The 26,995-nt window shown below is 65.5% G+C and carries 23 protein-coding genes and 1 pseudogene; 8 read left to right on the top strand and 16 right to left on the bottom strand.

Translation table 11 applies throughout. The features are described from left to right. Nucleotides 1-112: 112 nt before the first annotated feature. Both IVB24_RS40225 and IVB24_RS19295 read left to right on the top strand, forming a co-directional pair. Nucleotides 113-250: pseudogene (locus tag IVB24_RS40225) on the top strand (acriflavin resistance protein); the annotation flags it as partial. Nucleotides 251-319: 69 nt separating this feature from the next. Then, nucleotides 320-1,162 (top strand): metallophosphoesterase, encoded by an 843-nt coding sequence (locus IVB24_RS19295; protein ID WP_247768105.1) that lies wholly within the window; start codon nucleotides 320-322, stop codon nucleotides 1,160-1,162. A gap of 15 nt (nucleotides 1,163-1,177) precedes the next feature. Here the strand turns inward: IVB24_RS19295 and IVB24_RS19290 are convergent, their stop codons facing one another. From IVB24_RS19290 to guaB, 3 genes are all read right to left on the bottom strand, one after another. Beyond that, nucleotides 1,178-1,477, bottom strand: coding sequence for a hypothetical protein (locus IVB24_RS19290; RefSeq protein ID WP_094974598.1), 300 nt, complete (start codon nucleotides 1,475-1,477; stop codon nucleotides 1,178-1,180). Between the two features lie 170 nt (nucleotides 1,478-1,647). Beyond that, nucleotides 1,648-2,670 (bottom strand): NADP-dependent oxidoreductase, encoded by a 1,023-nt coding sequence (locus IVB24_RS19285; protein ID WP_247768104.1) that lies wholly within the window; start codon nucleotides 2,668-2,670, stop codon nucleotides 1,648-1,650. A 266-nt stretch (nucleotides 2,671-2,936) separates the two neighbouring features. Further along, on the bottom strand, nucleotides 2,937-4,427 hold the full coding sequence (guaB, locus tag IVB24_RS19280) for an IMP dehydrogenase (protein WP_247768103.1): 1,491 nt from the start codon (nucleotides 4,425-4,427) through the stop codon (nucleotides 2,937-2,939). A gap of 434 nt (nucleotides 4,428-4,861) precedes the next feature. Here guaB and IVB24_RS19275 point away from each other — a divergent pair, with 434 nt between their 5' ends. Then, on the top strand, nucleotides 4,862-6,352 hold the full coding sequence (locus IVB24_RS19275; protein ID WP_094974601.1) for an MFS transporter: 1,491 nt from the start codon (nucleotides 4,862-4,864) through the stop codon (nucleotides 6,350-6,352). A 126-nt stretch (nucleotides 6,353-6,478) separates the two neighbouring features. Here IVB24_RS19275 and IVB24_RS19270 read toward each other — a convergent pair whose 3' ends face one another. Beyond that, the gene (locus IVB24_RS19270) at nucleotides 6,479-7,165 is read right to left on the bottom strand and encodes an RlmE family RNA methyltransferase (protein WP_247768102.1); all 687 of its coding nucleotides are present in this window, start codon (nucleotides 7,163-7,165) and stop codon (nucleotides 6,479-6,481) included. Between the two features lies 1 nt (nucleotide 7,166). Next, complete coding sequence (locus IVB24_RS19265; RefSeq protein ID WP_247768101.1) at nucleotides 7,167-8,240, bottom strand: Ppx/GppA phosphatase family protein; 1,074 nt, start codon at nucleotides 8,238-8,240, stop codon at nucleotides 7,167-7,169. A 209-nt stretch (nucleotides 8,241-8,449) separates the two neighbouring features. Here IVB24_RS19265 and IVB24_RS19260 point away from each other — a divergent pair, with 209 nt between their 5' ends. Beyond that, nucleotides 8,450-10,822, top strand: a complete 2,373-nt coding sequence (locus IVB24_RS19260) for a xanthine dehydrogenase family protein molybdopterin-binding subunit (RefSeq protein ID WP_247768100.1) — start codon at nucleotides 8,450-8,452, stop codon at nucleotides 10,820-10,822. A gap of 139 nt (nucleotides 10,823-10,961) precedes the next feature. Here IVB24_RS19260 and IVB24_RS19255 read toward each other — a convergent pair whose 3' ends face one another. Beyond that, nucleotides 10,962-11,762 (bottom strand): hypothetical protein, encoded by an 801-nt coding sequence (locus IVB24_RS19255; protein ID WP_247768099.1) that lies wholly within the window; start codon nucleotides 11,760-11,762, stop codon nucleotides 10,962-10,964. A gap of 106 nt (nucleotides 11,763-11,868) precedes the next feature. Between IVB24_RS19255 and IVB24_RS19250 the strand changes: the two genes are divergently transcribed. From IVB24_RS19250 to IVB24_RS19240, 3 genes are read left to right on the top strand one after another with little or no spacing between them, the layout of a single operon-like run. Continuing rightward, nucleotides 11,869-12,360, top strand: a complete 492-nt coding sequence (locus tag IVB24_RS19250; protein ID WP_247768098.1) for a YaiI/YqxD family protein — start codon at nucleotides 11,869-11,871, stop codon at nucleotides 12,358-12,360. A gap of 2 nt (nucleotides 12,361-12,362) precedes the next feature. Next, nucleotides 12,363-14,174: an ATP-binding cassette domain-containing protein gene (locus IVB24_RS19245; RefSeq protein WP_247768097.1), complete on the top strand. Its 1,812-nt coding sequence runs from the start codon at nucleotides 12,363-12,365 to the stop codon at nucleotides 14,172-14,174. Between the two features lie 3 nt (nucleotides 14,175-14,177). After that, nucleotides 14,178-15,257 (top strand): D-TA family PLP-dependent enzyme, encoded by a 1,080-nt coding sequence (locus IVB24_RS19240; protein ID WP_247768096.1) that lies wholly within the window; start codon nucleotides 14,178-14,180, stop codon nucleotides 15,255-15,257. 96 nt (nucleotides 15,258-15,353) lie between these two features. Here the strand turns inward: IVB24_RS19240 and IVB24_RS19235 are convergent, their stop codons facing one another. The 8 genes from IVB24_RS19235 to IVB24_RS19200 all read right to left on the bottom strand — a co-directional run bounded on the left by IVB24_RS19235 (nucleotide 15,354) and on the right by IVB24_RS19200 (nucleotide 24,515). After that, complete coding sequence (locus tag IVB24_RS19235; protein ID WP_247768095.1) at nucleotides 15,354-16,532, bottom strand: TIGR03862 family flavoprotein; 1,179 nt, start codon at nucleotides 16,530-16,532, stop codon at nucleotides 15,354-15,356. Between the two features lie 38 nt (nucleotides 16,533-16,570). Continuing rightward, on the bottom strand, nucleotides 16,571-17,488 hold the full coding sequence (locus tag IVB24_RS19230; protein WP_094974608.1) for an SDR family NAD(P)-dependent oxidoreductase: 918 nt from the start codon (nucleotides 17,486-17,488) through the stop codon (nucleotides 16,571-16,573). Nucleotides 17,489-17,604: 116 nt separating this feature from the next. Further along, a complete protein-coding gene (locus IVB24_RS19225) occupies nucleotides 17,605-18,081 on the bottom strand; it encodes a MaoC family dehydratase (RefSeq protein ID WP_166469638.1) in 477 nt (158 codons plus the stop codon). Then, the gene (locus IVB24_RS19220; RefSeq protein ID WP_247768094.1) at nucleotides 18,082-19,797 is read right to left on the bottom strand and encodes an AMP-binding protein; all 1,716 of its coding nucleotides are present in this window, start codon (nucleotides 19,795-19,797) and stop codon (nucleotides 18,082-18,084) included. It abuts the gene before it with no gap. A 74-nt stretch (nucleotides 19,798-19,871) separates the two neighbouring features. Beyond that, the gene (gene mmsB, locus IVB24_RS19215; RefSeq protein ID WP_247768093.1) at nucleotides 19,872-20,759 is read right to left on the bottom strand and encodes a 3-hydroxyisobutyrate dehydrogenase; all 888 of its coding nucleotides are present in this window, start codon (nucleotides 20,757-20,759) and stop codon (nucleotides 19,872-19,874) included. Nucleotides 20,760-20,786: 27 nt separating this feature from the next. Continuing rightward, nucleotides 20,787-21,854 (bottom strand): enoyl-CoA hydratase/isomerase family protein, encoded by a 1,068-nt coding sequence (locus tag IVB24_RS19210; protein ID WP_247768092.1) that lies wholly within the window; start codon nucleotides 21,852-21,854, stop codon nucleotides 20,787-20,789. After that, a complete protein-coding gene (locus tag IVB24_RS19205; protein ID WP_247768091.1) occupies nucleotides 21,851-22,996 on the bottom strand; it encodes an isobutyryl-CoA dehydrogenase in 1,146 nt (381 codons plus the stop codon). The genes IVB24_RS19210 and IVB24_RS19205 overlap by 4 nt, the downstream gene beginning before the upstream one ends. Before the next feature lie 22 nt (nucleotides 22,997-23,018). Continuing rightward, on the bottom strand, nucleotides 23,019-24,515 hold the full coding sequence (locus IVB24_RS19200) for a CoA-acylating methylmalonate-semialdehyde dehydrogenase (protein WP_094974614.1): 1,497 nt from the start codon (nucleotides 24,513-24,515) through the stop codon (nucleotides 23,019-23,021). A 98-nt stretch (nucleotides 24,516-24,613) separates the two neighbouring features. Here IVB24_RS19200 and IVB24_RS19195 point away from each other — a divergent pair, with 98 nt between their 5' ends. Continuing rightward, nucleotides 24,614-25,537 (top strand): LysR family transcriptional regulator, encoded by a 924-nt coding sequence (locus IVB24_RS19195; RefSeq protein WP_094974615.1) that lies wholly within the window; start codon nucleotides 24,614-24,616, stop codon nucleotides 25,535-25,537. Between the two features lie 98 nt (nucleotides 25,538-25,635). Here the strand turns inward: IVB24_RS19195 and IVB24_RS19190 are convergent, their stop codons facing one another. Further along, the gene (locus IVB24_RS19190; protein WP_140478760.1) at nucleotides 25,636-26,253 is read right to left on the bottom strand and encodes a TetR/AcrR family transcriptional regulator; all 618 of its coding nucleotides are present in this window, start codon (nucleotides 26,251-26,253) and stop codon (nucleotides 25,636-25,638) included. 64 nt (nucleotides 26,254-26,317) lie between these two features. Continuing rightward, nucleotides 26,318-26,851, bottom strand: coding sequence for a PaaI family thioesterase (locus IVB24_RS19185; RefSeq protein WP_094974617.1), 534 nt, complete (start codon nucleotides 26,849-26,851; stop codon nucleotides 26,318-26,320). Between the last annotated feature and the right edge of the window lie 144 nt (nucleotides 26,852-26,995).

The following is a 26,995-nucleotide window of genomic DNA, read 5'->3' as shown; positions in this document are numbered from 1 at the left end:
CGTCATTAGCCGCGTCTGCTGGTCCTGACAATCAACGAGTTGAACCGGCGTTCCCGTTCCGCGACCAACTGCCGATCATTAAAGCGATTTTGCCCCTTCGGGCCGCACGGCATTCCGCCTCCGCCTGCCCGCCGAGCCGCATCGCGCCGTCGCGTTCGGCCCCTGGCACCTCGCCGACCGCATCGCCTCGCCGCTCGCCGACACCGTCGCGCCGCAAGACGCCTACACGATCCGCTACCGCGTGCTTTAAACTTTGTTCGCTGCGATCCATGCCCGCGCCGTCATCGTTCCGACGCGCGAGCACGGGTACGATGATCGCATGTCCGAATTTCGCCTGACGCAGATTTCCGACACTCATCTCGGCCGGCGCTTTCCCGGCCTGATCGCCAACTTCCAGGCGATCAGCGAGCATATCGACGGCAACCGGCCCGATCTCGTCGTCAACACCGGCGACGTCGCCTTCGACGGGCCGACCAGCCGCGACGATGTCGTCTTCGCAAAAGACCTGCACGACGCCCTGCCCGTCGCCTGCCGTTACCTCCCCGGCAATCACGACATCGGCGACAATCCGACTGCGGTCGGCCCGGCGCCGAAGCCGCCGGTCACGGAAGCGCAGCGCCGGCAGTTCTGCGACCTGATCGGCGAAGACCATTGGTCGTTCGAGGCCGCCGGCTGGTGCTTCATCGGCCTCAACTCGCTGGTGATGAATTCAGGGCTCGCCTTCGAGGCCGAGCAGTTCGACTGGCTGGCTTCCGAGATCGCGCGCACGGACGGCAGGCCGGTCGCGCTGTTCCTGCACAAGCCGCTGTTTCTCAACCTGCCCGACGATGCTGAAACCCCGGAGACCGCGATCCGCTACGTGCCGCAGCCGGCGCGGGCACGGCTGATCGAGATGTTCGGGACGATCGATTTGCGCCTCATCGCCAGCGGCCACGTCCATCAGCGACGCGATTTCAGCTATCGCCACACCCGCCATATCTGGGCGCCATCGGCCGGCTTCGTTATCAACGACGCACGGCAGGACCGGATCGCGATCAAGCAGGTCGGCCTGGTCGAATACCGCTTCCGGCCCGGCAGTTTCGAGGTCCGCCACGTCAGGGCCGCGGGTCAGGTCGATGTCGACATCGAGGAGCTGCTCGCCCAGATGGGCGGCGAGCATTGAGGCGCGCCGATCGGCTCAGGCGACGCTCTTGAGGTCCTGCTGGATCGCGACGAGCAGGGATTGCAGCGCCTCGCTGCTCACCGGCTTGGCCGCGAGATCGTTGGCGGGCGGCTGCCCGACAGACTGCGCGGCCTTGACCGGGCGCTTCGGGAATGGCGGGGGCGGTGCCGGCATCGCGGGGCGCGCAATATCGCCCTCCTGGTCGACACGGACGAACTTGCCATGGATGACATCGTCGTGACGGCCCATGATGAACATGGCCGTCCAATAGCCGGCGGCCAACAGGATTACGCAGAAAACACTGATCTCTAACATCGCAGCACCTAAATATGCCCAATGATTCAATGCCTTCGCGGTCCCGTCAATGAACAGCCGGTCACACCTGCGGCTTTTACGGGCAGGTGTGACCATTTGGTGACTGTTTCTTAACTATGCCCTGGGCGGCGTGCGGCAGCTAAGCCGCGGAAGTCCCACTTCCTGTCGCCCTAGGCCTTGTCCGGCCCGACCCGGACCAGCTGCTTGCCGAAATTGGCGCCCTTCAAGAGGCCGATGAAGGCACCGGGCGCGCTCTCCAGGCCCTCGGTGACGAACTCCTTGTATTTGACCTTGCCGTCGCGGACCCAAGAGGACATGTCGCGCAGGAAGTCGCCATGGCGGGAGGCGAAGTCGGAGACGATGAAGCCGCGGAAGGTCAGCCGCTTGGTCAGCGTCGCGCGCATCATGCTCGCGGCCCATTTCGGAGGCTTGGCCTCGGTGTCGTTGTAATGCGCGATCAGGCCGCAGACCGGCACGCGTGCGAACGGGTTGAGCAGCGGGAACACCGCCTCGAACACGGCGCCGCCGACATTCTCGAAATAGACGTCGATACCGCCAGGGCAAGCCTCTTTCAGCTTGGCGGCGAGATCGGGATCGCGGTGATCGATGCAGGCATCGAAGCCGAGCTCTTTCACGACGTAGTCGCACTTGTCCTTGCCGCCGGCGATACCGACTGCGCGTGCGCCCTTGATCTTCGCGATCTGGCCGACGGCCGAGCCGACCGCACCGGAGGCGCCCGCAACCACGACGGTCTCGCCTGCCTGCGGCTTGCCGATGTCGAGCAGGCCCGTGTAGGCCGTCATGCCGGGCATGCCGAGCACGCCGATCGAGGTCGAGATCGGCCCGAGCCTGGGATCGACCTTGATCAGGCCCTTGCCGTTCGAGATCGCGTGAGACTGCCAACCGGTCCGTGCACGGACGATGTCGCCCTTGGCGAAGTCCGGATTGCTGGAGGCGGCAACCTCGCTGACCGCCTCGCCTTCCATCACGCCGCCGACCGGCACCGGCGCGGCATAGGACGGACCATCACTCATGCGCCCGCGCATATAGGGATCGAGCGACAGCCAGATCGTGCGCAGCAGGACTTCGCCCGCCGCAGGTGTCGGAACCGCGAATTCCTCAATGCGGAAATCGGACGGCTTTGGCTCGCCGACGGGACGCGCGGCGAGAACGATGCGTTTGCCTTGGGACATGGCTTCCTCCTGATTGTCTTTCGACATCGACGGAAGCGGAGGGAGGTAGCTGCGTCAACACAAAAGCGGCGCTGAGTGACGGCGTTTCGTCAGGCGCACCCCTCGTGTCGCGGACGCGCTGCAGCGCTCTTGCGCAGAGTCGGGATCCAGAAGGCAACACGGCAACATGTGGAGACATGGGCTCCGGCTCTGCAGCGCATCACACCGGACGATGCTTCGCATCGCCGGGGATGCTGCGCCGCGTCCGGGGCACAGAGGAGCGAGGACTAACCCCCGCCCGGATAGTTCGGGCTCTCGCGCGTGATGGTGACGTCGTGGACGTGGCTCTCGCGCAGGCCCGCGCCGGTGATGCGGACGAACTGGGCCTTCTCGTGCAGCTCCTTCATGTCCTTTGCGCCGACATAGCCCATCGCGGCGCGCAGTCCGCCGGCGAGCTGGTGCATGACATGGCCGACCGCGCCCTTGTAGGGCACCTGGCCCTCAATGCCTTCAGGAACGAGCTTGAGCGTGTCCTTGATGTCCTGCTGGAAGTAACGGTCGGCCGAGCCGCGCGCCATCGCGCCGACCGAGCCCATGCCGCGATAGGCCTTGTAGGAACGGCCCTGCCACAGGAACACTTCGCCGGGCGTCTCGTCGGTGCCGGCCAGCAGCGAGCCGACCATGGCGATATCGGCGCCGGCGGCGAGCGCCTTGGCGAGATCGCCGGAGAACTTGATGCCGCCGTCGGCGATGACGGGAATGTCGGCCTTCTTCGCCGCCTCGACCGCATCCATGATCGCGGTGAGCTGGGGCACGCCGACACCGGCGACGATGCGCGTGGTGCAGATCGAGCCCGGACCGATGCCGACCTTGATGCAGTCAGCGCCCGCGTCGATCAGTGCCTGCGTGCCTTCGGTGGTGGCGACGTTGCCGGCAACGACCTGAACCGAGTTGGACAGGCGCTTGATCCGGTTCACGGCATGCAGCACGTGGCGGGAATGGCCGTGCGCGGTGTCGACGACGATGAGATCGACGCCGGCATCGATCAGCCGCTCGGTGCGCTCGAAGCCGGTATCGCCGACGGTGGTGGCGGCGGCAACGCGCAGGCGCCCCTGCGCGTCCTTGCAGGCGAGCGGATGGGCGACCGCCTTCTCCATGTCCTTCACGGTGACGAGGCCGACGCAGCGATATTGCTCGTCGACCACGAGCAGCTTCTCGATGCGATGCTGATGCAGCATCCGCCGCGCCTCGTCCTGGCTCACATTCTCGCGCACCGTGACGAGGCCTTCATGCGTCATCAGCTCGGAGACTTTTTGCCTGGGGTCGGTGGCAAAGCGCACGTCGCGGTTGGTGAGGATGCCGACCAGCTTGCCGGGCGTGTTCTTGCCGGCGCCGGTGACGACGGGAATGCCGGAGATGCCGTGATCGCTCATCAGCTTCAGCGCGTCGTCGAGCGTGGCCTCGGGGCTGATGGTGAGCGGATTCACCACCATGCCCGACTCGTAGCGCTTGACCTGCCGCACCTGGGCAGCCTGCCCTTCGGGATCGAAATTGCGGTGGATGACGCCGAGACCGCCGGCCTGCGCCATGGCGATCGCCATGCGGGCCTCGGTGACGGTGTCCATGGCCGAGGCCATGATCGGAATGTTTAGCGGAATGGCGCGGGTGACGCGGGAGCGGATGTCGACCTCGCCCGGCATGACATCCGACAGGCCTGGCTTCAACAGCACGTCGTCGAACGTAAGGGCTTCGCGAATGCCTTGTTGCACCGTGGCCATGTGCCAACTCCTTCCGCGGCCCTGCCGCAAATGCTTATGGATGAGCGCCACCCTCGGCGTACCTTGCGGCATCGCCTGAGAATCGGAGCCCATCGGTGGGGTTGACGCGGGTCGATAGCACGGCCGTGTGACGAATCAAAGCAATTCGGATGGCTGGCCAGCCATGCACAGGCTTTTTACGTAAATTCAGCGGGGATAGCCGGGCTCTGGCCCATCCGCCGTCATTCCGGGGCGCGACGAAGTCGCGAACCCGGAATCCACCGCGCAGCGTGTGGCCCAATGGATTCCGGGCGGCGCCCGGAATGACGGAGGGAGAGAGGCACGCCGTCGTCACGCAGGATTTAGGTGCTATGCGTCGATCCGCAATGGTCGCGGCTGGACCGCGGTGGTAAGCCGCAACTCCACCCTCTTCCGATTTTCATTACCAATCCGTCATGGTCGACAAGCAACGCGTCATTCCGCTGATCGTGGCCACTGCTCTCTTCATGGAGAACATGGACTCGACAGTGATCGCCACTTCGCTACCGGCGATCGCGGCCGACATCGGGACCAGCCCGCTGACGCTCAAGCTCGCGATCACGTCCTATCTGCTGTCGCTCGCGGTGTTCATCCCGGCGAGCGGCTGGACCGCGGACCGGTTCGGCGCGCGGATGGTGTTCGCGATCGCGGTCGGAGTGTTCATGGTGGGTTCGATCGGCTGCGCGCTCTCGGGTTCGGTCACCGATTTCGTGTTCGCGCGCATCCTGCAAGGCATGGGCGGGGCGATGATGACGCCGGTCGGGCGTCTCGTGCTGCTGCGCTCGGTCGACAAGAGCGCGCTGGTCAACGCCATGGCCTGGGTGACGGTCCCTGCCCTGATCGGTCCCGTGATCGGCCCGCCGCTCGGCGGCTTCATCACCACCTATGCGTCCTGGCACTGGATCTTCCTGATCAACATTCCGATCGGGCTGCTCGGCATCTTCATGGCGCTGCGCTTCATCGACCCGATCAAGAGCGAGGAACGCGAGCCGTTCGACCTCTATGGCATGGTGCTGGCGGGCATCGGCCTCGCCGGCATCGCCTTCGGCCTGTCGGTTGCCGGTCTCAACCTGCTGCCATGGAGCACCGTCGCCGCACTGATCGCGGGCGGCGCGATCTCGATGACGCTCTACGTCATCCACGCAAGGCGCACGGGCTCGCCGGTGCTCGATTTCTCGCTCCTGAAGTTGCCGACGCTGCGTGCAGCCGTGTTCGGCGGCTTCCTGTTCCGGCTCGGCATCGGCGCGCTGCCGTTCCTGCTGCCGCTCCTGATGCAGATCGGCTTCGGGCTCTCGCCGTTCCATTCGGGCCTCGTCACCTTCGCCTCCTCGCTCGGCGCGATGGGCATGAAGACGCTGGCGGCGCGCATCATCCGCACCTTCGGCTTCCGCAATCTGATGACCGTGAACGCGATCGTCAGCGCGTTCTTCCTCGCAGTCTGCGCGCTGTTCACGGTGACGACGCCGCTGCTCATCATCATGGTCATCCTGGTGGTCGGCGGCTTCTTCCGCTCGCTCGAGTTCACCGCGATCAACACGGTCGCCTATGCCGACGTCGAGACCGCGCAGATGAGCCGCGCCACCACGCTGGTCAGCGTCAACCAGCAGCTCGCGGTGTCCGCTGGCGTCGCCGTCGGCGCGGCATGCGTGGAAACGACGATGTGGTTCAACCATGTCAGCGAAATCGACGCCACCGTGTTCGCCCCCGCCTTCCTCGTGGTCGCGCTGACCTCGGCGGCATCGAGCTGGTTCTTCTGGCAGATGCCGGTCGACGCCGGCGACGAGATCTCCGGCCGCAGGGCCGTGGAGATCGCCAGCCGCAAAGGCGCCGGCAAAGGCGCGGAGAAGGCGGCGGTCAAGGCAGCGTCCGAGGATACGCAGGACGTCCGCGATCAAAGGTTGGGGTGAAGACCTCCTCGGTCATTCCGGGGCGATGCGCAGCATCGAACCCGGAATCCATCGCACCGCAAAATCCGTAGAGATATGGATTCCGGGCCGCCTCTTCGAGGCGCCCCGGAATGACCGAGCACGAGGCTATGCCGATCCGACACCTCGAAATCCCGTCGCCAGCACGTATCGCTCCGAGGAATCCTGCCGGCTCGCCGCCGGCTTCACATGGCGCACCGTCGCAAAGTCGCGCTTGAGCTGGGCGAGCAGATCGGCGTCGGCGCCGCTCTGGAATGCCTTGGCCAGGAACGTCCCGCCGGGCTTGAGCACGTCGCAGGCAAAGGCAGCCGCGGTCTCGATCAGGCCGACGATGCGGAGCTGGTCGGTCTTGCGGTGACCGGTGGTGTTGGCGGCCATGTCGGACATCACAAAGTCGGCGCCGCCGCCGAGCATGGCCTTGAGCTTTTCCGGGGCATCGTTGTCCATGAAGTCGAGCTGGGCGAAATCGACGCCCGCAATCTCAGGCATCTCCAGCAGGTCGATCGCGACGACCTTGCCCTTGCCGTCGACCGAGCCGACGCGCTTGGCGGCGATCTGGCTCCAGCCGCCCGGCGCCGCGCCGAGATCGACCACTGACATGCCGTGCTTCAGCAAGCGAAATTTGTCGTCGATCTCGAGCAGCTTGAAGGCGGCGCGCGAGCGATAGCCCAGCGCCTTCGCCTTCACCACATAGGGGTCGTTGAGCTGCCGCTCAAGCCACAGCTTCGACGACAATTTGCGCTTGCCGCCGGTCTTGACCTGGACGTGCAAGCGGCCGGTGGTGTCCTTGGCCATCTCACCAGCTCCTGAGGGCGCCGTCCTCGCGCATCATCTCGACCAGCATGCCCTCGCGCAGGCCGCGGTCGGCGACGCGCAGGCGCGGCAACGGGAAGGAGCGCCTGATGGCATCGAGGATGGCGCAGCCGGCGAGCACGAGATCGGCACGCTCGACGCTGATGCAGCTGTTGTTGGCGCGTTCCTCGTAGCTCATGCCGAGCAGCTTGTTGATGGTCGCGGTGATGTCGGTATCGTTCATCCAGATGCTGTCGATGCGGCGCCGATCGTAGCGCGCGAGATTGAGGTGGATGCCGGCGAGCGTCGTTACCGTGCCCGAGGTGCCGAGCAGGTGCATGTCGGCGAGATCGCCGCCGTGCACGTCGGCGAACGGCGCGACGTGGTTGGCGACCTCCTGCTCCATCGCGGCGTAGATCTCCGGCGTCACGTCGCGGCCGCCGAACTGCTCGGCAAGCGTAACCACGCCATAGGGGATCGACATCCAGGCTTTTATGCGCGGCTGCGGATTGTCTGCGTCGCGCTCGATTCTCACCAATTCGGTCGAACCGCCGCCGATGTCGAACAGGATCGCGCCGCGCCCCCTGGGGTCGACCAGCGGCGAGCAGCCAAGCACGGCGAGCGCGGCCTCGGTCTCGCGGTCGATCACCTCCAGCTCGATGCCGGTCTCGGCCGCGACGCGGCTGCGGAACCCCTCCGCGTTCGAGGCCGCGCGGCAGGCCTCGGTCGCGATCAGCCGCAGCCGGCGCGCCTTGCGCAAATTGATCTTGTCACGGCAGATGCTGAGTGCGGCGATGGCACGCTCGATCGCGGCCTCGCTGATGCAGCCGGTCGACGAGACGCCCTCCCCGAGCCGGATGATGCGCGAGAAGGAATCGACGACGCGAAAGCCCTCCTGGGTCGGACAGGCGATCAGCAGCCTGCAATTGTTGGTGCCGAGGTCCAGCGCCGCATAGACGCCGGTTCCCGACGCCTGCGCGCCGACGGCCGGTTCGGTGGCCAACGCCACCGCCGCCATCGACCCCTCCAGCTCACCGTGCGGCGCATGGCCGTCGCGGAGCCGCGTGTGGTCATTCATACAAACTGTCTTTCCGCGGCCGGTCGGGCCGGTCTGGAATTGATTTTTCGCCTGAAACCTTAGCAGCGCGGCGGGTATGCGCAACAACGCATCACATGGGACCATGCCCATTCGTGCGTTGTCGTGAACGGGGCGGTGGGTTATTTGAGGAGAGCCCGGTGCCCCGCTGCCGCGAAATTGCGCAAATGCCGGCTTTTCAGGTCAATTCCATGCAAGATCACACCTCATCGTCCACGCTCGAAAACGCTATTGCACTGCAAAAATACGGCGTCGGGCAGCCCGTCCGCCGCAAGGAGGACGACACCCTGGTGCGCGGCAAGGGCCGCTATACCGACGATTTCAACCTGCCCGGCCAGGCCTATGCCGTGGTCGTTCGTTCCACCCACGCCCATGGCCTCATCCGCGGCATCGGCATCGACGCCGCCAAGGCCATGCCGGGCGTGCTGGGCGTGTGGACCGGCAGGGATCTCGACGCCGCCGGCTACGGCCCCTTCACCTGCGGCCTGCCGCTCAAGAGCCGCGACGGCTCGCCCCTGCTCCAGACCAACCGCCAGCCGCTCGCGACCGACAAGGTCCGCTTCGTCGGCGATCCCGTCGCCTTCGTGGTCGCCGAGACGCTGGCGCAAGCGCGCGATGCCGCAGAGGCGGTCGAGCTCGACATCGAGCCGCTGCCGGCGGTGACCGATCCCGAGGAAGCCGCAAAACCCGGCGCGCCGCAGCTCTACGACCACATCCCCGGTAACGTCGTGCTCGACTACCATTATGGCGACATGGACAAGGTCAACGCGGCCTTCGCCAGCGCCGCCCATGTCACCAAGGTCGACATCGAGAACACCCGTGTCGCCGTGGTCTCGATGGAACCGCGCGTCGGGCTGGCCTCCTTCGACAACAAGACCGAGCGCTACACGCTTCAGGTACCGACGCAGGGCGTCGCCGGCAACCGCGCCAACCTCGCCAAGAACCTGAAAGTGCCGAACGAGAAGGTGCGCATCCTCACCGCCAATGTCGGCGGCTCCTTCGGCATGAAGAACATCAACTATCCCGAATACATGTGCATCCTGTACGCGGCGAAGGAATTGGGACGCCCGGTGAAGTGGCTCGACGAGCGCTCGACCGCCTTCCTCTCCGACAGCCACGGCCGTGCGCAGAAGATCCATGCCGAGCTCGCGCTCGACGCCGAGGGGCTTTTCCTCGCGGCCAGGCTTGAAGGATTCGGCAATCTCGGCGCCTACATCACCGGCGTCGCGCCGGGGCCGCTTTCGCTCAACACCGGCAAGAACTTTTCCAGCGTCTACCGCACGCCGCTCATGGCCGTCGACATCAAGGTGGTCTTGACCAACACCACGCTGATGGGCGCCTATCGCGGCGCCGGCCGGCCCGAGGCGAACTATTACATGGAGCGGCTGATCGACCGCGCCGCCGACGAGATGGGCATCAACCGGCTGACCTTGCGCAAGCGCAATTTCATCAAGCCGAGCCAGATCCCGTTCGCGGCGTCCTCCGGCGTCACCTATGACAGCGGCGACTTCCAGGCCGTGTTCAACAAGGCGCTCGAAATCTCGGACCACGAGAACTTCGCCAAGCGCAAGAAAGAGAGCAAGAAGGCCGGCAAGCTGCGCGGCATCGCTGTCGGCTCCTATCTCGAGGTCACCGCACCGCCGAGCCCGGAGCTCGGCAAGATCGTGTTCGATGCTGACGGCACCGTGCAGCTCATCACCGGCACGCTCGATTACGGCCAGGGCCATGCCACGCCGTTCGCGCAAGTGCTGAGTGCGCAGCTCGGCGTCCCCTTCGAGAGCGTCAAGCTCGTGCAGGGCGACAGCGACATCGTCCACTCCGGCAACGGCACCGGCGGCTCGCGCTCGATCATGGCGACCGGCCAGGCCATCGTGGGGGCTGCCAAGCTCGTCATCGAGAAGGGCAAGCGGGCAGCTGCGCATATGCTCGAAGCATCCGAAGCCGACATCGAATTCGAAGGCGGCAGCTTCACCATTGCCGGCACCGACCGCAGCATCGACATCATGGAGCTCGCCAAGCGCTTGCATGACGGCAAGACGCCGGAGGGCGTGCCCGACAGCCTCGACGTCGATCACACCAGCGAACCGGTCGCCTCGGCGTTCCCGAACGGCTGCCACGTCGCCGAGGTCGAGATCGATCCTGATACCGGCGTGGTGCAGATCGTGCGCTACAGCGCGGTCAACGATTTCGGCACGGTGGTCAACCCGATGCTGGTCGCAGGCCAGCTTCATGGCGGCGTCGTCCAGGGCATCGGGCAAGCGCTGATGGAGCACATCCGCTACGACGAGAGCGGCCAGCCGATCACGGGCTCGCTGATGGACTACGCCCTGCCCCGCGCCGAGGACGTTCCCAACATGACGGTCGGCGATCACCCGGTGCCTGCAACGACCAATCCACTCGGCAGCAAGGGCTGCGGCGAAGCCGGCTGCGCCGGCAGCCTGTCGACGGTGGTGAACGCCGTGCTCGACGCCTTGTCCGAGTACGGTATCAAGCACATCGACATGCCGCTGACCTCGGAGCGGGTGTGGCGGGCGATCCAGGACGCGAAGAAAAAGGCGGCATAGCGGAAGCGTAAGAGCCTACGCTCTCTCCACCGTCATGGCCGGGCTTGACCCGGCCATCCACGCCTCTATGCGCGAAGGACGTGGATGCCCGGGACGAGCCCGGGCACGACGATGTGGCAACAGCGCTCTTTATCCTCGCCTACGCCACGGCCTTCTCGCGCGGCTGGGTGATCGCAATGTGCTGGCAGTGTGCAATCGGCGTCGTGCCGTTGGCGACGACGAGTGCGTCGAGCTCGACGAAGCGGTGGCCCTTCTTCTCGTAGTTGGCGGTGACTTTGGCGCGCGCGGTGATCTCGTCGCCGGCGCGTGCGGCGGACAAGAGCTGCATGCGGCTGCCGACGTGGATCCACGGGCCCAGAATGGTGTTGTCCACCAGCACGCGGTTCATGACGCGCTGGATCAGGCCGGGATGGCCGAGCCCCTCGCGTGCGAAGATCGGGTCGGTCTCCCTGATGTCGGCGAGATAGTCCGACGCATCCTGCCCGGCCCAGCGGCGCGCCGCCGTACCCAGCCATTTGCCCATCTCGAACGTTGTCGCGCTGACCGGCTTGCGCTCGGCTACAGCCGCGACCTCGACAAAGTCGTTCAGCGACACCGCCGGCGCGGCGGCGGGCAGCGAGGCCGTGCCGGTCGCGCAGAGCTCGGTGCGGCTGAACACCTCGATCGTGAGCAGGCCATTATGCTCGGTCGCATCAACATCGGCGGTTTCGCCGTCATAGACCGGTTTGATGAAGCGCGCCTCGATCAGCCCGCGCTCAAGGAAATCCCGGCCCCACCGCGCAATCGGCACATGCATCATATAAGCGAAGACGTCGACACCCGGGACCAGCCCGCCGGAAAAGCCGAAGCGGCGTGCCACCGTATCGTCATGCATCTTGTTTTCGGACTGCTTGGCGGTGTTGTAGGCCTCGACGCGCCAGGTTTCGAGCCGGTTCGGCATGGGGTCATCTTCCCTGTTCTTGTTGTTTCGGAGCCGATCGTAGGCCCCGGGGAACAGCGGTCAATCCCCTCGCCTTTGCGGCCCGGATGGGGTACCACGCGGCGGAATGACCGAGACCCCGACCCGCATCTATGTCGACGCCGACGCCTGTCCCGTGAAGGACGAGATTTACCGCGTCGCGCTCCGGCACGGCGTACCCGTGAGCGTGGTCGCCGGCAATTTCATCCGCGTGCCACAGGATCCGCTGATCGAGCGCATCGCGGCCGGCGCCGGCATGGACGCCGCCGACGACTGGATCGCCGAGCGCGCCAAGGCCGGCGATGTGGTCATCACCTCGGACATCCCGCTGGCGAGCCGCTGCGTCAAGGCCGGCGCCGACGTGATGGCCCCGAACGGTAAGCCGTTCACGGAAGAGTCGATCGGCATGACGTTGGCAGTGCGCAACCTGATGACCGATTTGCGCTCGGCCGGCGAGGTCACCGGCGGCCCCCGCTCGTTCGCGCCGCGCGACCGCTCCACCTTCCTCTCGGCGCTCGACCAGACGCTGCGCCGGATCCAGCGCCGCCGCACCGATCAGGCCGCAACACATCAAGGCTGATCATGGCGCCCCCGCTGATCCAACTGAAAGACATCAGGCTGACCTTTGGCGGCACGCCGCTTTTGAGCGGTGTCGAGCTGAATGTCGCGCCGAGCGAGCGCGTCTGCCTGATCGGCCGCAACGGCTCCGGCAAATCGACGCTGCTGAAGATCGCGGCCGGCCTCGTCGAACCCGACGGCGGTACGCGTTTCGTGCAGCCCGGCGCCACCGTGCGCTACCTGCAACAGGAGCCTGATTTCGGCGAGCACAAGACCACGCTCGCCTACGTCGAGTCCGGCCTCGCGCCCGGCGACGACCAGCACCAGGCGCGCTATCTGCTGGAGCAACTAGGACTGACCGGCGAGGAGAACCCGCACAATCTCTCCGGCGGCGAGGCGCGCCGCGCAGCACTGGCCTTTGTGCTGGCGCCCTCGCCCGACATTTTGCTGCTGGACGAGCCAACCAACCACCTCGATCTCGCGACTATCGAGTGGCTGGAGCAGGAGCTGGACAGCCGCCGCAGCGCGCTGGTCATCATCAGCCATGACCGCCGCTTCCTGACCAATCTGTCGCGCTCCACCGCCTGGCTCGACCGCGGCAGGATCAAGCAGATCGACCGTGGCTTCGCCTCGTTCGAGAGCTGGCGCGACGAGGTGCTGGCGGAAGAAGAGCGCGACCAGCACAAGCTCGACCGCAAGATCGTAGACGAGGAGCATTGGCTGCGCCACGGCGTCTCCGGCCGGCGCAAGCGCAACGTCAAGCGTCTCGGCAATCTGCATGCGCTGCGCGACCAGCGGCGCAACTATCGCGGTACGGCCGGCAGCGCCAGTCTCGCGGCGGCCGAAGCGGAGCAATCCGGCAAGCTGGTGATCGAGGCGAAGGGCGTCACCAAGGCCTATGGCGAGCGCATGATCGTCGACAATTTCTCGACCCGCATCCAGCGCGGCGACCGGCTCGGCATCATCGGCCCGAACGGCGCCGGCAAGACCACGCTGGTCAATTTGCTCACCGGCGGCGCGCAGCCGGATTCCGGCACGATACGTCTCGGCGCCAATCTGGAGGTCGCAACGCTGGATCAGCACCGCGAAAGCCTCGATCCGAAATCGACGCTGGCGGAAGCGCTGACCGGCGGTCGCGGGGACCAGATCATGGTCGGCGGAAAGCCGAAGCATGTGGTCGGCTACATGAAGGACTTCCTGTTCGCCCAGGAGCAGCGCGGCACGCCGGTCGAGGTGCTCTCGGGCGGAGAGCGCGGCCGTCTGATGCTGGCACGGGCGTTGGCCAAGCCGTCGAACCTGCTGGTGCTGGACGAGCCGACCAACGACCTCGACCTCGAAACGCTCGACGTGCTCGAAGACATGCTCGGCGATTACGAAGGCACCGTCATCCTGATCAGCCATGACCGCGATTTCCTCGACCGCGTCGTCACCTCCGTGATCGCGCCCGAAGGCAACGGCAAATGGGTCGAATATGCCGGCGGCTACAGCGACATGCTGACCCAGCGCGGCGCCGACCTCAAGCGCGAGGCGCCGAAGGCGCAAGCGGCCGCCGACAAGAAGGACCAGCGCGCCGCAGCCCCCGCACCCGCCTCGAAGCGCAAGCTGAGCTTCAACGAGAAGCATGCGCTGGAGACACTGCCGAAGAGGATGGAAACGCTGCAAGCCGATATTGCCAAGCTGCAGCGGGTGCTCGACGATCCCAAACTTTATACCAAGGATCGCAAGAAATTCGACGACACCTCCGCCGCTATCGCCAAGGCGCATGAGGAATTGTCCGCCGCCGAAGAGCGCTGGCTCGAATTGGAAATGCTGAGAGAAGAGATAGAACAGGCCTAACCCATGACAACCACCCTCGCCGGAAAGATCGCCCGCGAATACGGCACGCCCTGCGCCGTCATCGACATGGACAAGGTCGAGCGCAACATCGCGCGAATCCAGAAAGCCTGCGATGACGCCGGCATCGCCAACCGTCCCCACATCAAGACACACAAGAACCCGACGCTCGCGAAGATGCAGGTCGCGGCCGGCGCCAAGGGCATCACCTGCCAGAAGATCGGCGAGGCCGAGATCATGGCCAATGCCGGCATCGACGACATCCTGATCAGCTACAACCTCCTTGGCGAAGAGAAGATGGCGCGGCTCGGCGCGCTGAATGCCAAAGCCAACATGACGGTCGCCGCCGACAATTCCACCGTCGTCGCAGGCCTGCCCAAGGCTGCGGCGGCGTCGGGCCGTCCGCTCTCGGTCGTGGTCGAATGCGACACCGGCCGCAAACGCGCCGGCGTCGAGACGCCGGCAGAAGCCATCGCACTGGCGCGCGAGATCGCCGCGTCGAAGGGGCTGCAATTCGCCGGCTTCATGATGTATCCGACCGAGACCGGCTGGGGCGACGCCCAAAAATTCTACGACGAGGCGCTGGCCGGCCTGCGCGCGCACGGGCTGGACGCACAAATCGTCTCGACCGGCGGCACGCCGAACCTCAAGAATATCGGCAAGCTCAAGGGCGGTACCGAGCACCGCTTCGGCACCTACATCTACAACGACCGCATGCAGGTCGCGGCCGGCTCGGCCTCCTGGGACGACTGCGCGCTGCACATCTATTCGACCGTCGTGAGCCGCGCCGCACCCGAGCGCGGCATTCTCGATGCCGGCTCGAAGACGCTGACGACGGATACCGGTGGCCTCGACGGTCACGGCCTGATCCTCGAGCACCCCGAAGCCAAAATCGCGAAATTCGCCGAGGAGCACGGTTTCCTCGATCTCTCCCGCAGCAACACGCGACCCAATGTCGGCGACGTCGTCCGCATCGTGCCCAATCACGTCTGCGTCGTCGTCAACATGATGGACGAGGTGCTGATGGTCCGCGGCGAGGAGATCATCGGCACGCTGCCGGTGGCGGCACGGGGGAAGTTGCGGTAGAGGCACGCTCTGGTAGGGTGGGTTAGCCGAAGGCGTAACCCACCACTTCTCTCGATGCGGATACAGACGTGGTGGGTTACGCTTCGCTAACCCACCCTACGACTTGGCGAGCCACACCAGCGCGCCCCTCGCCGCAGCGACGCCCGTCGCGAACGACGCCTGCAGCAGATAGCCGCCGGTCGGCGCTTCCCAGTCCAGCATCTCGCCGGCGACGAAAACGCCGGGCAGCTTGCGCAACATGAAGTGCTCGTCGAGTTCGTCGAAGGCAATTCCGCCCGCAGTCGAGATCGCACGCTCGATCGGCGCGACGCCGGCGAGCTGGACCGGGATTGCATTCACCAGATGCGCAAGCTCCGCCGGCGAGAACGCGGCCAGCGGCCGGCCGGACGCAAGCGCGGCCTCCTGCATCAGGCCGATGCCAACCGGTGACAATTGCGCAGCCTTGCGCAGAAAGTTCGCGAGCGATTGCTTGCCGCGCGTGCCTGATAGTCGCGTGGTCAGTGCGGCGGCGCCGAGATCGGGCCGCAATGCGATCATCAGCGTCGCCTGCCCAAGACCCAGCACTGCCTCGCGCAGCTCCGCCGACAGCGCGTAGATCGCGCCGCCTTCGATGCCGCTGCGGGTGATCATGACTTCGCCCCGCACCGTGTGCGCGCCGATCGTCAGCGCAACGCCCTTGAGCGGCTGGCCTTCGAAGCGGTCGCGGAACACGTCGGACCACGCGACCGTAAAGCCGGAATTGGCCGGCCGAAGCTTTGAGATGGTCGCCCCCTTCGCGGCAAGGATGTCGGCCCAGCCGCCATCCGATCCGAGCCGCGGCCAGCTTGCACCGCCAAGCGCCAGCACGGTCGCATTGGCAACAACGGGCGCCACGCCTTCAGGCGTTCGAAACAGCAGCCGTCCCTCACCGTCCCACCCGGTCCAGCGATGGCGAAATGCAAACCGCACGCCGCTCGCATCGAGCCGCCGCAGCCAGGCGCGCAGCAGGGGCGAAGCCTTGAACGCTTTTGGAAACACCCGCCCGCTGGTGCCGACGAAGGTCGGCTCACCCAACGCTTCGCTCCACGCGCGCAGCGCGTCGGGCGAAAACGCCTCGATCGCCGCCTGCAGCTTGGGCGCCCCCTCGCGATAGCGCGCCATGAATTGGGCGAGCTGCTCGCTGTGGGTGAGATTGAGCCCGCCCCGGCCCGCCATCAGGAATTTGCGGCCGGCCGACGGCATCGCGTCATAGACGGTAACGCGAGCACCGCCCTGCGCCACCACCTCCGCCGCCATCAGCCCGGCGGGACCGGCACCGATGACGGCGACGTCAGTCAGAGCTTGATCCCCGCCCTCGCCGCGGCCTGGGCCACGTATTTCTGCGTCTGCTCGAACGCGCCCTGCAATGCCTTGGCGTTGGACATGTCGCTGATCTCGGCGAAATGCGCGGCGACCGCATCCGGCGTCCATTCGGATTCCGGCAGGTTGATGCCTTCGCTCTCCAGGATCTTGATCACGGCGAAGGAGCCGGCGCCGGCGCCCATGATGGTGCGGGTCGGCGCGTCCTCGCTCAGCATGTACTCGACCGCCGGCGTGATCGCGTTCGGCTTCATCAGTTGCAGCGCCTGCGGCGGCAGCAGCTCTTCCGTCATGCGGGTCGCCGCCGTCGGCGAGATGATGTTGACGCGGATATCGTTCTTGCGGCCCTCTTCCGCGAGCACGTTCATCAGGCCGACCATGCCGGATTTCGCCGCGCCGTAATTGGCCTGGCCAAAATTGCCGTAGAGGCCGGAGGACGACGTCGTCAGCACGATGCGGCCGTAATTGCGGTCGCGCATGCCGGCCCAGGCCGCCTTGCAGCAATAGAAGGTGCCGACGAGATGCACGTCGAGCACCTTCTGGAAATCGGCCGCTTCCATCTTGCCGAACGACTTGTCGCGCAGGATGCCGGCATTGGCGCACATCAAATCGACGCTGCCCCACTCCTTCGTGGCGCGCTCGACCATGGCAGTGACCTGCTCGAAATTCGAGACGTCGGCGCCGTCGGCCATCGCGGTGCCGCCGGCTTTGCGGATTTCCTCGACCACGGTCTCCGCCGGCGACAGCGAGCCGCCGGTGCCGTCGCGCGCGCCACCGAAATCGTTGACGACGACCTTCGCGCCGCGGCTGGCCAATCCCAGCGCATGCGCCTTGCCCAGACCATTGCCCGCGCCGGTGACGATGGCGACGCGTCCGTCGAACCTGATTGCCATGAGTGTGCTTCCTGGATGCTATTTCGTCGTGGCCGGGCTTGACCCGGCCATCCATCAATCGACTGCTTTTGAGCAGCGATGGGTTGCCGGGTCAAGCCCGGCAACGACAGGCGGTATCAGGCGAAATAGATCAACCCGAGCCAGTCCGCGACCAGCGCCGGCTTGTCCTCGCCTTCGATCTCCACCGTGACGTTGGTGCGGGACTGCAACTCGTTCGGCTTGCGCAGCTTGGCTTCGGCCAGCACGAAACGGCCGCGGACGCGCTTGCCCGAGCGGACCGGCGAGACGAAGCGCAGCTTGTCGAAGCCGTAATTGACGCCCATCGTGGTACCCGCAATCGTCGGCATCACTTCGTAGGACATCACCGACAGCATCGACATCGTCAGGAAACCGTGCGCGATGGTGGTGCCGAACGCCGTCTCCTTCGCCCTCTCGGGATCGACGTGGATGAACTGGTGATCCTCGGTCACGTCGGCATAGGTGTCGATGCGGGGCTGATCGATCAGGTGCCACGACGACACGCCGATCTCCTTGCCGACCATCGCCTGATAGGCTTGAAGCGTGATCGGCGGCTTCTTCCAGATTTCGTTCACTTAGGTCTCACTCCGTGTTTTCGGCAGTTCGGGAAAATCCTCTTCCCGGAATTCGCGGCCGCGCAGGGGATCCTCGCGGTCGCCGTCGCGCTCGAGCCGCCGCAGCTGAACGCGCCGGATCTTTCCTGAGATCGTCTTCGGCAGCTCAGTGACGATCTCAAGGCGGCGGATGCGCTTGAACGGCGCAAGGCGCGCATGCAGATGCTGGAAAATCGACAGCGCGGTCTCCGGCGTCCGCTCCGCGCCCGAGGTCAGCAGCACGAACGCCTTGGGGATCGCGAGCCGGATCGGATCCGGGCTCGGCACCACCGCGGCTTCCGCAACCAGTTCGTGCTCCAGCAGCACACTCTCCAGCTCGAACGGGCTGATGCGGTAATCCGACGACTTGAACACGTCGTCGGAACGGCCGACGAAGGTAAGATAGCCCTCGTCATCTTCGAACACGACATCGCCGCTGCGATAGAGCTCGCCTTCGGCGCCGGAGAGCTTGCCGTCGTCGCTTTGGTAGCCCTGCATCAGGCCGGCGGGCCGCTCGGTGCCGAGCATCAGCGTGACCTCACCTTCCCTCGCCTTGTTGCCGTCGGCGTCGCTGATCTGCACGCGATAGCCCGGCAGTGGCCGGCCCATCGAGCCGACCTTGATCTTCTGGCCCGGCGAGTTGCCGGCCAGTGCCGTGGTTTCGGTCTGGCCGTAGCCGTCGCGGATGGTGAGCCCCCAGGCCGCCCGCACCTGGTCGATCACCTCAGGGTTCAGCGGCTCGCCGGCACCGCAGACCTCGCGAAGCGCGACCTTGAACGAGGCCAGGTTCTCCTGGATGAACAGCCGCCACACGGTCGGCGGCGCGCACAGCGTGGTGACGCTACAACGGCCAATGGTGGCGAGCAGGCCCTTCGCATCGAAGCGCGGCTGGTTGACCACGAACACGGTGGCGCCCGCATTCCACGGTGCGAAAAAACAGCTCCAGGCATGCTTGGCCCAGCCGGGCGAGGAGATGTTGAGATGGACGTCGCCGGGTTTCAACCCGATCCAGTACATGGTCGAGAGATGCCCGACGGGATAGCTGCGCTGGCTGTGCCGGACGAGTTTTGGTTTTGCCGTCGTCCCCGAGGTGAAATAGAGCAGCATCGGATCGTCGGCATTGGTCGGGCCATCGGCGGTAAAACTCTCGGAGGCCTTTGCGGCCTCATCGTAGGAGAGCCATCCGTCGCGGGCCGCGCCGACCACGATGCGGACGATATTCTCCGCACCGAGGCTTGCAAATTTCGCGACCTGGTCCTCGGCCGCCACCACCGCCTTCGCCTTGCCGCGATCAAGCCGGTCGCGCAGCTCATCGGCGGTGAGCAGCGTGGTCGCGGGAATCACGACGACGCCGAGCTTCATCGCCGCCAGCATCGTCTCCCACAGCGGAACCACATTGCCGAGCAGCAGCAGGAGATGATCGCCGCGCTTCAGGCCCTGCGCGCGAAGGAAATTCGCCACTTGGTTCGAGCGCTTCGAGAGCGCCGCAAAGGACAGTTTGGTCTGGCGATCCTGCGCGGCGTCGACGATCCAGAGGGCCGGCCGGTCCTTGGCTTCGGCGTCCTTCGCCAGCTCGTCGAACCAGTCGAGCGCCCAGTTGAAGGGAACCGGATCCGGCCAGCGGAATCCTTTGACCGCGGCCTCGTAATCCGTGCGGTGCTTGAGCAGAAACGCGCGCGCGTCCTGAAATGTCGTCATGTTCCGGGCCCGTCGAATTGATGTTCGAGCGTAGCCCGGATGGAGCGAAGCGCAATCCGGGCTACGAAGCCTCGCTATTGCCCAGCGAGGCTGCGAACGTGCTTGATAATTCCGGAAAAATCCACCCCGCCTTGGCCGGCTGCGTCGAAAGACTGATAGATCTCCTGCGCATGCTTGCCGAGCGGGGTGGCCGCGCCCGCGGCCTTCGCGGCGTCCTGCGCCAGCGTCAGATCCTTCACCATCAGCGCGGAAGCAAAACCCGGCTTGTAGTCGTTGTTGGCAGGCGAAGTCGGCACCGGGCCCGGCACCGGGCAATAGGTCGTCAGCGACCAGCACTGGCCCGACGAGGTCGAGGCGACGTCGAACAGTGCCTGATGCGAGAGCCCGAGCTTCTCAGCCAGTGCAAACGCCTCGCTCACCGCGATCATGGAGATGCCGAGGATCATGTTGTTGCAGATCTTGGCCGCCTGCCCCGCGCCGGCGCCGCCGCAATGCACGATCTTCTTGCCCATGTTCTCCAGCACCGGCTTGGCCGCCGCGAATGCCTTCTCCTCGCCGCCGCACATGAAGGTGAGCGTCGCGCCCTTGGCGCCGCCGGTGCCGCCGGAGACCGGCGCGTCGACCGAGAGCACGCCGTGCTTGGCGGCGAGCGCATGCGCGGCCCTCGCGCTCTCCACGTCGATGGTGGAACTGTCGATGATCAGCGCGCCCTTGGTCATCGCGGGAAGGATGTCGCTCCAGACGCCGAGCACATGCTTGCCTGCGGGAAGCATGGTGACGACGACATCGGCGCCCTTCACCGCGCCCGCGGCGCTGTCGGCGATGCCGGCACCATCGGCCTTGGCCTGATTGCGTGAGGCTTCGACGAGATCGAACGCCACCACCTTGTGGCCCGCCTTGACCAGATTGGCGGCCATCGGGCCGCCCATGTTGCCGAGACCGATGAATGCGATCGTGGCCATTGTCGTTTCCTCCGCTTCAATCGTTGCTTAGTTGAACTTCAGCTCGTCGGCACCGATCCCGGCGAGATACGGCGCAAGCATCTCTGGCGTCACGTCCTCGATCCGCGGCGGCGACCAGACCGGATTGCGATCCTTGTCGATCACGGCCGCACGCACGCCCTCGCGGAAATCGTCGCTGCGGAATACTTCGAGCGCGGCGCGATATTCGCGCGCCAGGCACTCCTCCAGGCTCGACGCGGTGCGCGCCAGCCGCAGCAGCTTCAGCGTCACCACCATGCCGCGCGGCGATTTTTCATTGAGCGTCTTCAGAGTCGCCAAGGCGAACTCCGAGCCGTCACGTTTCAGCGCGGCAAAAATGTCTTCCATGCGGTCGAAGCCGAACAATGCGTCGATCATCGCCTGCCGTGCCGCAACCGGACCGGCGGCATCGCCCGTCGCGAAACTGTTGATGAGCTTGCTGACATCGGCCGCGGTCGCTGCCGGACCAACCTTCGTCAGCGCCTCGCGCAACTCCGGCCATTTGGCTACGGGAACCACGGCATCGGCGAACTTCGCATGGATTGCATCGGGCCCATTCATGGTCTGGCCGGTGAGGCCGAAATAGGTGCCGATCTCGCCGGGCGAGCGCGACAGCAGCCAGGTGCCGCCGACATCAGGGAAGAAGCCGAGGCCGACCTCGGGCATCGCCAGCTTTGTCCGATCGGTGACGATGCGGTGGCTGGCATGAGCTGAGAGCCCGACGCCGCCGCCCATCACGATACCGTCCATGAACGCGATATAGGGCTTTGGGAATTTCTTGATCCGGGCGTTGAGGATGTATTCTTCCCGCCACAGGATCTTGCCGAGATCGCCATTGGCTTTCGAGCTCTCCCAGAGCGTCCGAATGTCACCGCCGGCACACAGGCCACGCTCGCCGGCACCTTCCAGCACGATCAATGCGACGGCGGGATCGGCCTCGAAGCGGTCGAGCGCCTTGTCGATGTCGCGAAACATCTCCAGCGTCACGGCGTTGATGGCCTTCGGACGGTTGAGCCTGATGACGCCAGCCGCGCCCTCGACCCGGGCGACCAGATCGCCCTCTTCCACCGAATTCATCGCGCGCCCTCGATCAGCTTGCGCGCCACGATCAGCCGCATGATTTCATTGGTGCCTTCGAGAATCTGGTGCACGCGCAGATCGCGCACGATCTTCTCGATGCCGTATTCGCTGAGATAGCCGTAGCCGCCGTGGAGCTGCAGCGCATGGTTGGCGACCTCGAAACCGACGTCGGTGCCGAAACGTTTTGCCATCGCGCACAGCATGGTGGCGTCGGGGTCCTTGCGGTCCAGCGCCGCCGCGGCACGCCAGAGGAAAGTGCGTGCGGCCTCGAGCTCAATCGCCATGTCGGCAAGGCGGAATTGCAGCGCCTGGAATTCGTCGAGGCGCTTTCCGAACGCCTCGCGCTCCTTCATGTAGGCGCGCGCCTTGTCGAGCGCGGTCTGGGCGCCGCCGATCGAACAGGCCGTGATGTTGAGCCGCCCGCCGTCGAGACCGGCCATCGCGATCTTGAAGCCAACGCCCTCTTCGCTGAGGCGATTGGCGACCGGCACACGGGCATTCTCGAACATCACAGCGCGGGTCGGCTGCGCGTTCCAGCCCATCTTGCGCTCATTGGCGCCGTAGGAGACACCCGGAGTCTTGCCGTCGATGACGAGCGTCGAGATACCGCCCGGGCCATCGCCGCCGGTGCGCACCATCGCGACCAGGAGATCGGTGCCGCCGGCGCCGGAGATGAACTGCTTCTGGCCATTGAGCACATAATGCTCGCCATCGCGCACCGCGCGGGTGCGCAGCGCGGCCGCATCGGAGCCCGCGCCCGGCTCGGTCAGGCAGTAGCTGGCGATCAGCTCCATGGTGCAGAGCTTTGGCAGCCATGCGTGGCGCTGGGTGTCGCTGCCATAGGCATCGATCATCCAGCTCGCCATGTTGTGAATGGAAATGAAGGCCGAAGTGGTCGGACAGCCCGTCGCCAGCGCCTCGAAGATCAGCGCCGCGTCGAACCGCGTCATCGCGGATCCCCCGACATCCTCGCGAATGTAGATGCCGCCCATGCCGAGCGTCGCAGCTTCGCGCATCACGTCGACGGGGAAATGCTTCTCCTCGTCCCAGCGCAGCGCATGCGGCGCAATCTTTTCCGCCGCAAACGCCAGCGCCATGTCGCGAATTGCGATCTGATCCTCGTTCAGAGCGAATTGCATCCCGGCCTCGCTCTTGAGAGGATCACTTCATCAGCGGGATCGAGAACTCCGCACCTTCCTTGACGCCGGACGGCCAGCGCGAGGTCACCGTCTTGGTCTTGGTGTAGAAGCGGACCGAATCCGGGCCGTGCTGGTTGAGGTCGCCGAAGCCCGACTTCTTCCAGCCGCCGAACGTGTAATAGGCGATCGGAACCGGGATCGGCACGTTGATGCCGACCATGCCGACATTGACCTTGGCCGCGAAATCGCGGGCGGCGTCGCCGTCGCGGGTGAAGATGGCAACGCCGTTGCCGTAGTCATGCTCGGACGGCAGCGCCAGCGCTTCCTTGTAGTCGTGCGCGCGCACGACCGAGAGCACCGGGCCGAAGATCTCTTCCTTGTAGATCCGCATGTCCTTGGTGACGTTATCGAACAGCGAGCCGCCGAGATAGAAGCCGTTCTCGTAGCCCTGCATCTTGAAGCCGCGGCCGTCGACGGCGAGCGTGGCGCCTTCCTTGATGCCGATGTCGATGTAGCCCTTGACCTTCTCGACCGCTTCGCGCGTCACCAGCGGACCGTAATCGGCGGACGGATCGATCGAGGTGCCGATCTTGAGCGACTCGACGCGCGGGATCAGCTTTTCCATGAGACGGTCGGCGGTGGACTTGCCGACGGGTACCGCGACGGAGACGGCCATGCAGCGCTCGCCGGCCGAACCGTAACCTGCGCCGATCAGAGCATCCACGGCCTGGTCCATGTCGGCGTCAGGCATGATGATGGCGTGGTTCTTGGCGCCGCCAAAACACTGGCAGCGCTTGCCGGTCTGGGCGGCGCGCTCATAGATGTACTGCGCGATCGGCGTGGAGCCGACGAAGCCGATCGCCTTGATGTCGGGATCGTCGAGGATGGCATCGACGGCTTCCTTGTCACCGTTGACGACGTTGAGGATGCCGGCAGGCAGGCCCGCCTCGATCATCAGTTCGGCAAGCATCATCGGCACGCCGGGATCGCGCTCCGAGGGCTTCAGGATGAAGGCGTTGCCGCAGGCGATCGCGGGCGCGAACTTCCACATCGGGATCATCGCCGGGAAATTGAACGGCGTGATGCCGGCGACGACGCCGAGCGCTTGGCGCATCGAATAAATGTCGATGCCGGGACCGGCGCCCTCGGTGTATTCGCCCTTCATCAGATGCGGGATACCGCAGGCGAACTCGGCGACCTCGAGGCCGCGCTGGATGTCGCCCTTGGCGTCCGGAACGGTCTTGCCGTGCTCGCGGGCGAGCAGCTCGGCGAGCTTGTCATAATCACGCTGAACCAGCTCGACGAATTTCATCATGACGCGGGCGCGGCGTTGCGGGTTGGTCGCGGCCCATTCCGGCTGTGCGGCGCGCGCGTTCTCGACGGCGGCGCGGACTTCGGCCTTGGACGCCAGCGCCACCTTGGCCTGGACGTCACCGGTCATCGGCTCGAAAACGTCGGCGGTGCGGCCCGAGGTGCCCTTGACTTCCTTGCCACCGATGAAATGTCCGACTGAACGCATGGAATGCTCTCCTTAAGGCCTGATCCGCTTTGACAAATCCTATCGACCTGCATTTTATAGGATTCAAGTCCGAGATAATGCACCATAGATGTGCGAAAATGCTGGATCAAGGCGCTATCGATTGGGACGACTTTCGCTTTGTGCTGGCCATCGTGCGGGGCGGCTCGGTTTCGGCTGCGGCAAAACAGCTTGGGGTCGACCACGCCACAGTGATCCGCCGCGTTGACCGGCTGGAAAAGCACCTCTCGGCCAAGCTATTTGACCGGCGCAAGACCGGCTACCTCCTCACCGAGGCCGGCCAGCGCGTCGCCGACAGCGCGGAAGCGATGGAATCGACCATCGTCGCCAACCAGGAGCAGGTCGGCGGCTCGGTGGCACGGCTGACCGGCACGGTCCGGATCGGCGCCCCCGACGGGTTCGGCACCGCTTTCCTGGCGCCGCGGTTGGCACCCTTCGCCGACCGGTATCCCGATCTCGATCTGCAACTTGTGGCCACGGCGCGGCTGTTCAGTCTCTCCAAGCGCGAGGCCGATATCGCCATCAGCCTGACCATGCCGAAGGAAGGCCGCATCGTCGGCCGCAAGCTGCTCGACTACCGTCTCGGCCTGTACGCCGCCCCCACCTACCTGGACCGCTTCCCGGCGATCACCTCGCGCGAGGTGCTGCCGCAGCACCGCTTCGTCGGCTACATCGAGGAGCTCCTGTTCACGCCGGAGCTCGATTATCTGCCGCAGGTCTCGCCGCGGATCTCGGCTCGCTTCCGCAGCGCCAATCTGATCGCGCAGCTCAATGCCACGCTCTCAGGCTTCGGCATCGCGGTGCTGCCGCATTTCATGGCGGATGATTATCCGCAGCTCGTCCCGGTGCTGCCCGAGGAGATCTCGATCACACGGACATTCTGGATGCTGATGCACGCCGACAGCAAGGATCTGGCGCGGATACGCGCGGTGGCCGACTACATCGGCGAGATCGTCGAGCGTGAACGGGCGTTGTTTGCGGGGCGGTCAACACCGGTCTCGTAGGGTGGGCCAAGCGTAGCGTGCCCACCTCCTCTATCCATCGAGACAGATGGTGGGCACGGCGCAATCGCGCCTTTGCCCACCCTACGGCAGCACCTCGCCTAGGTCTTCGCCTTCTTCACCGCGGGCGCCTTCGGCTCGCGCTTCACGCAATCCAGCGCGCTGTCCCGGCCCACCTTCAACACCTCGTCGGAGAGCTCGCTCGACCCGGCGATGCGCGCCAGCAACATGGTGCCGGCCATCGTCGCCAACGTCGCAACCGCCTGCTTGCGCGCGGCCTTGCGCGGCACGTTCGGGATGTTGTCCGCCAGCATCTCGATCATTTCGTCGAGCTTGCCGGCAAATGCCTTTCGCGCCTTGGGGCTCTCGCGGGCGATCTCGGCACCGAGCGCGGGAATCGAGCAGCCATGGCCGGGATTGTCGCGATGCAGTGTCGACAGGTAGGCGTCCGCGATCATCGCCAGTCGCTTGTCCGGCGACACCTCGTCCGTGAGCTTGCGCCAGTGCTCCATCGAGCGGTCCATCGCGTAACCGAACGCCTCGATTACCAGCGCCTCCCGGGAATCGAAATGCGCGTAGAAGCCGCCATGGGTCAGGCCCGCCTCCTTCATGAGGTCGGCGACGCCGATGCCATGGGCGCCCTTTTCGCGCAGCCGCACCGAGGCCTTCTTCACGATGCGGTCGTGGGTTTCCTGCTTGTGTTCGGGGGAGTAGCGCATGCAGTTCTCATTGAATGTCGAGGGTCATCTCATAACACGCAAATGACGAAACGGGTGCATTAATTCATGTTAAGTTGCTTCCGATCATGGAAAACGTTGCAGTTGCATGCACCGCAAGGCCTCCCTTGCCGTCCCGGACGAAGCCTTCGGTATAGCTGGTCTGCCGTCCGAGCTTGATCACCTTGCCTTCGGCCGAGATCAGGCCCGAGCGAACCGAGAGCGGACGCAGGAAGGTCATTTTCAGGTCGAGCGTCACAGAGCTCTGCCCCGCTTCCAGCCGGGTCGAGATCGCGCATCCCATCGCGGTGTCGATCAGTGCCGCCGCCGTCGCCCCATGCAGGAGGCCGATGGTATTTTCGAGATCCTCGCGCGGTTCCAGTTCCATGACGATCCGGCCCGGCTCGACAACGGCCATGGTGAAGCCGATCAGTTTCGCAAAAGGCGGCGGCGGCAGCCGGCCGTCGCGAATGCCCAGCATCGCGTCCATGCCCGACAGGCCCATCGCCACTTTCGCGACCGGCGCCGGCACCTGCCAGTCTACCACGCGCTCACGCCGCTGCGCGGGCGAAAACAGATCGAATTGGTCGCGTTCAGTCATGGGACCCCTTTTGATATGATCTATATCATACTATGCTACGGACTTGGCGCTTGCAACTCGCCTCCCCACCCGCTTGACAACAAGGACGTTTCGGCCCGGAAGTGGCACCGACCCGCGCGCCTCGCGCCGGTCCACGAAACCTTC

Origin of the sequence: Bradyrhizobium sp. 192 (genome assembly GCF_023100965.1) — a bacterium.
In the GTDB taxonomy this organism is placed as follows: domain Bacteria; phylum Pseudomonadota; class Alphaproteobacteria; order Rhizobiales; family Xanthobacteraceae; genus Bradyrhizobium; species Bradyrhizobium symbiodeficiens.
Note: the sequence above shows the minus strand (reverse complement) of the source record. Positions and strands in the feature narration are given on the sequence as shown.

What these genes read in the sequence shown, in the direction of transcription:
- IVB24_RS19295 (WP_247768105.1), top strand. Translation starts at nt 320, where the DNA reads ATGTCCGAATTTCGCCTGACGCAGATTTCCGACACTCATCTCGGCCGG.
- IVB24_RS19290 (WP_094974598.1), bottom strand. Translation starts at nt 1,477, where the DNA reads ATGTTAGAGATCAGTGTTTTCTGCGTAATCCTGTTGGCCGCCGGCTAT.
- IVB24_RS19285 (WP_247768104.1), bottom strand. Translation starts at nt 2,670, where the DNA reads ATGTCCCAAGGCAAACGCATCGTTCTCGCCGCGCGTCCCGTCGGCGAG.
- guaB (WP_247768103.1), bottom strand. Translation starts at nt 4,427, where the DNA reads ATGGCCACGGTGCAACAAGGCATTCGCGAAGCCCTTACGTTCGACGAC.
- IVB24_RS19275 (WP_094974601.1), top strand. Translation starts at nt 4,862, where the DNA reads ATGGTCGACAAGCAACGCGTCATTCCGCTGATCGTGGCCACTGCTCTC.
- IVB24_RS19270 (WP_247768102.1), bottom strand. Translation starts at nt 7,165, where the DNA reads ATGGCCAAGGACACCACCGGCCGCTTGCACGTCCAGGTCAAGACCGGC.
- IVB24_RS19265 (WP_247768101.1), bottom strand. Translation starts at nt 8,240, where the DNA reads ATGAATGACCACACGCGGCTCCGCGACGGCCATGCGCCGCACGGTGAG.
- IVB24_RS19260 (WP_247768100.1), top strand. Translation starts at nt 8,450, where the DNA reads ATGCAAGATCACACCTCATCGTCCACGCTCGAAAACGCTATTGCACTG.
- IVB24_RS19255 (WP_247768099.1), bottom strand. Translation starts at nt 11,762, where the DNA reads ATGCCGAACCGGCTCGAAACCTGGCGCGTCGAGGCCTACAACACCGCC.
- IVB24_RS19250 (WP_247768098.1), top strand. Translation starts at nt 11,869, where the DNA reads ATGACCGAGACCCCGACCCGCATCTATGTCGACGCCGACGCCTGTCCC.
- IVB24_RS19245 (WP_247768097.1), top strand. Translation starts at nt 12,363, where the DNA reads ATGGCGCCCCCGCTGATCCAACTGAAAGACATCAGGCTGACCTTTGGC.
- IVB24_RS19240 (WP_247768096.1), top strand. Translation starts at nt 14,178, where the DNA reads ATGACAACCACCCTCGCCGGAAAGATCGCCCGCGAATACGGCACGCCC.
- IVB24_RS19235 (WP_247768095.1), bottom strand. Translation starts at nt 16,532, where the DNA reads ATGGCGGCGGAGGTGGTGGCGCAGGGCGGTGCTCGCGTTACCGTCTAT.
- IVB24_RS19230 (WP_094974608.1), bottom strand. Translation starts at nt 17,488, where the DNA reads ATGGCAATCAGGTTCGACGGACGCGTCGCCATCGTCACCGGCGCGGGC.
- IVB24_RS19220 (WP_247768094.1), bottom strand. Translation starts at nt 19,797, where the DNA reads ATGACGACATTTCAGGACGCGCGCGCGTTTCTGCTCAAGCACCGCACG.
- mmsB (WP_247768093.1), bottom strand. Translation starts at nt 20,759, where the DNA reads ATGGCCACGATCGCATTCATCGGTCTCGGCAACATGGGCGGCCCGATG.
- IVB24_RS19210 (WP_247768092.1), bottom strand. Translation starts at nt 21,854, where the DNA reads ATGAATTCGGTGGAAGAGGGCGATCTGGTCGCCCGGGTCGAGGGCGCG.
- IVB24_RS19205 (WP_247768091.1), bottom strand. Translation starts at nt 22,996, where the DNA reads ATGCAATTCGCTCTGAACGAGGATCAGATCGCAATTCGCGACATGGCG.
- IVB24_RS19200 (WP_094974614.1), bottom strand. Translation starts at nt 24,515, where the DNA reads ATGCGTTCAGTCGGACATTTCATCGGTGGCAAGGAAGTCAAGGGCACC.
- IVB24_RS19195 (WP_094974615.1), top strand. Translation starts at nt 24,614, where the DNA reads ATGCTGGATCAAGGCGCTATCGATTGGGACGACTTTCGCTTTGTGCTG.
- IVB24_RS19190 (WP_140478760.1), bottom strand. Translation starts at nt 26,253, where the DNA reads ATGCGCTACTCCCCCGAACACAAGCAGGAAACCCACGACCGCATCGTG.
- IVB24_RS19185 (WP_094974617.1), bottom strand. Translation starts at nt 26,851, where the DNA reads ATGACTGAACGCGACCAATTCGATCTGTTTTCGCCCGCGCAGCGGCGT.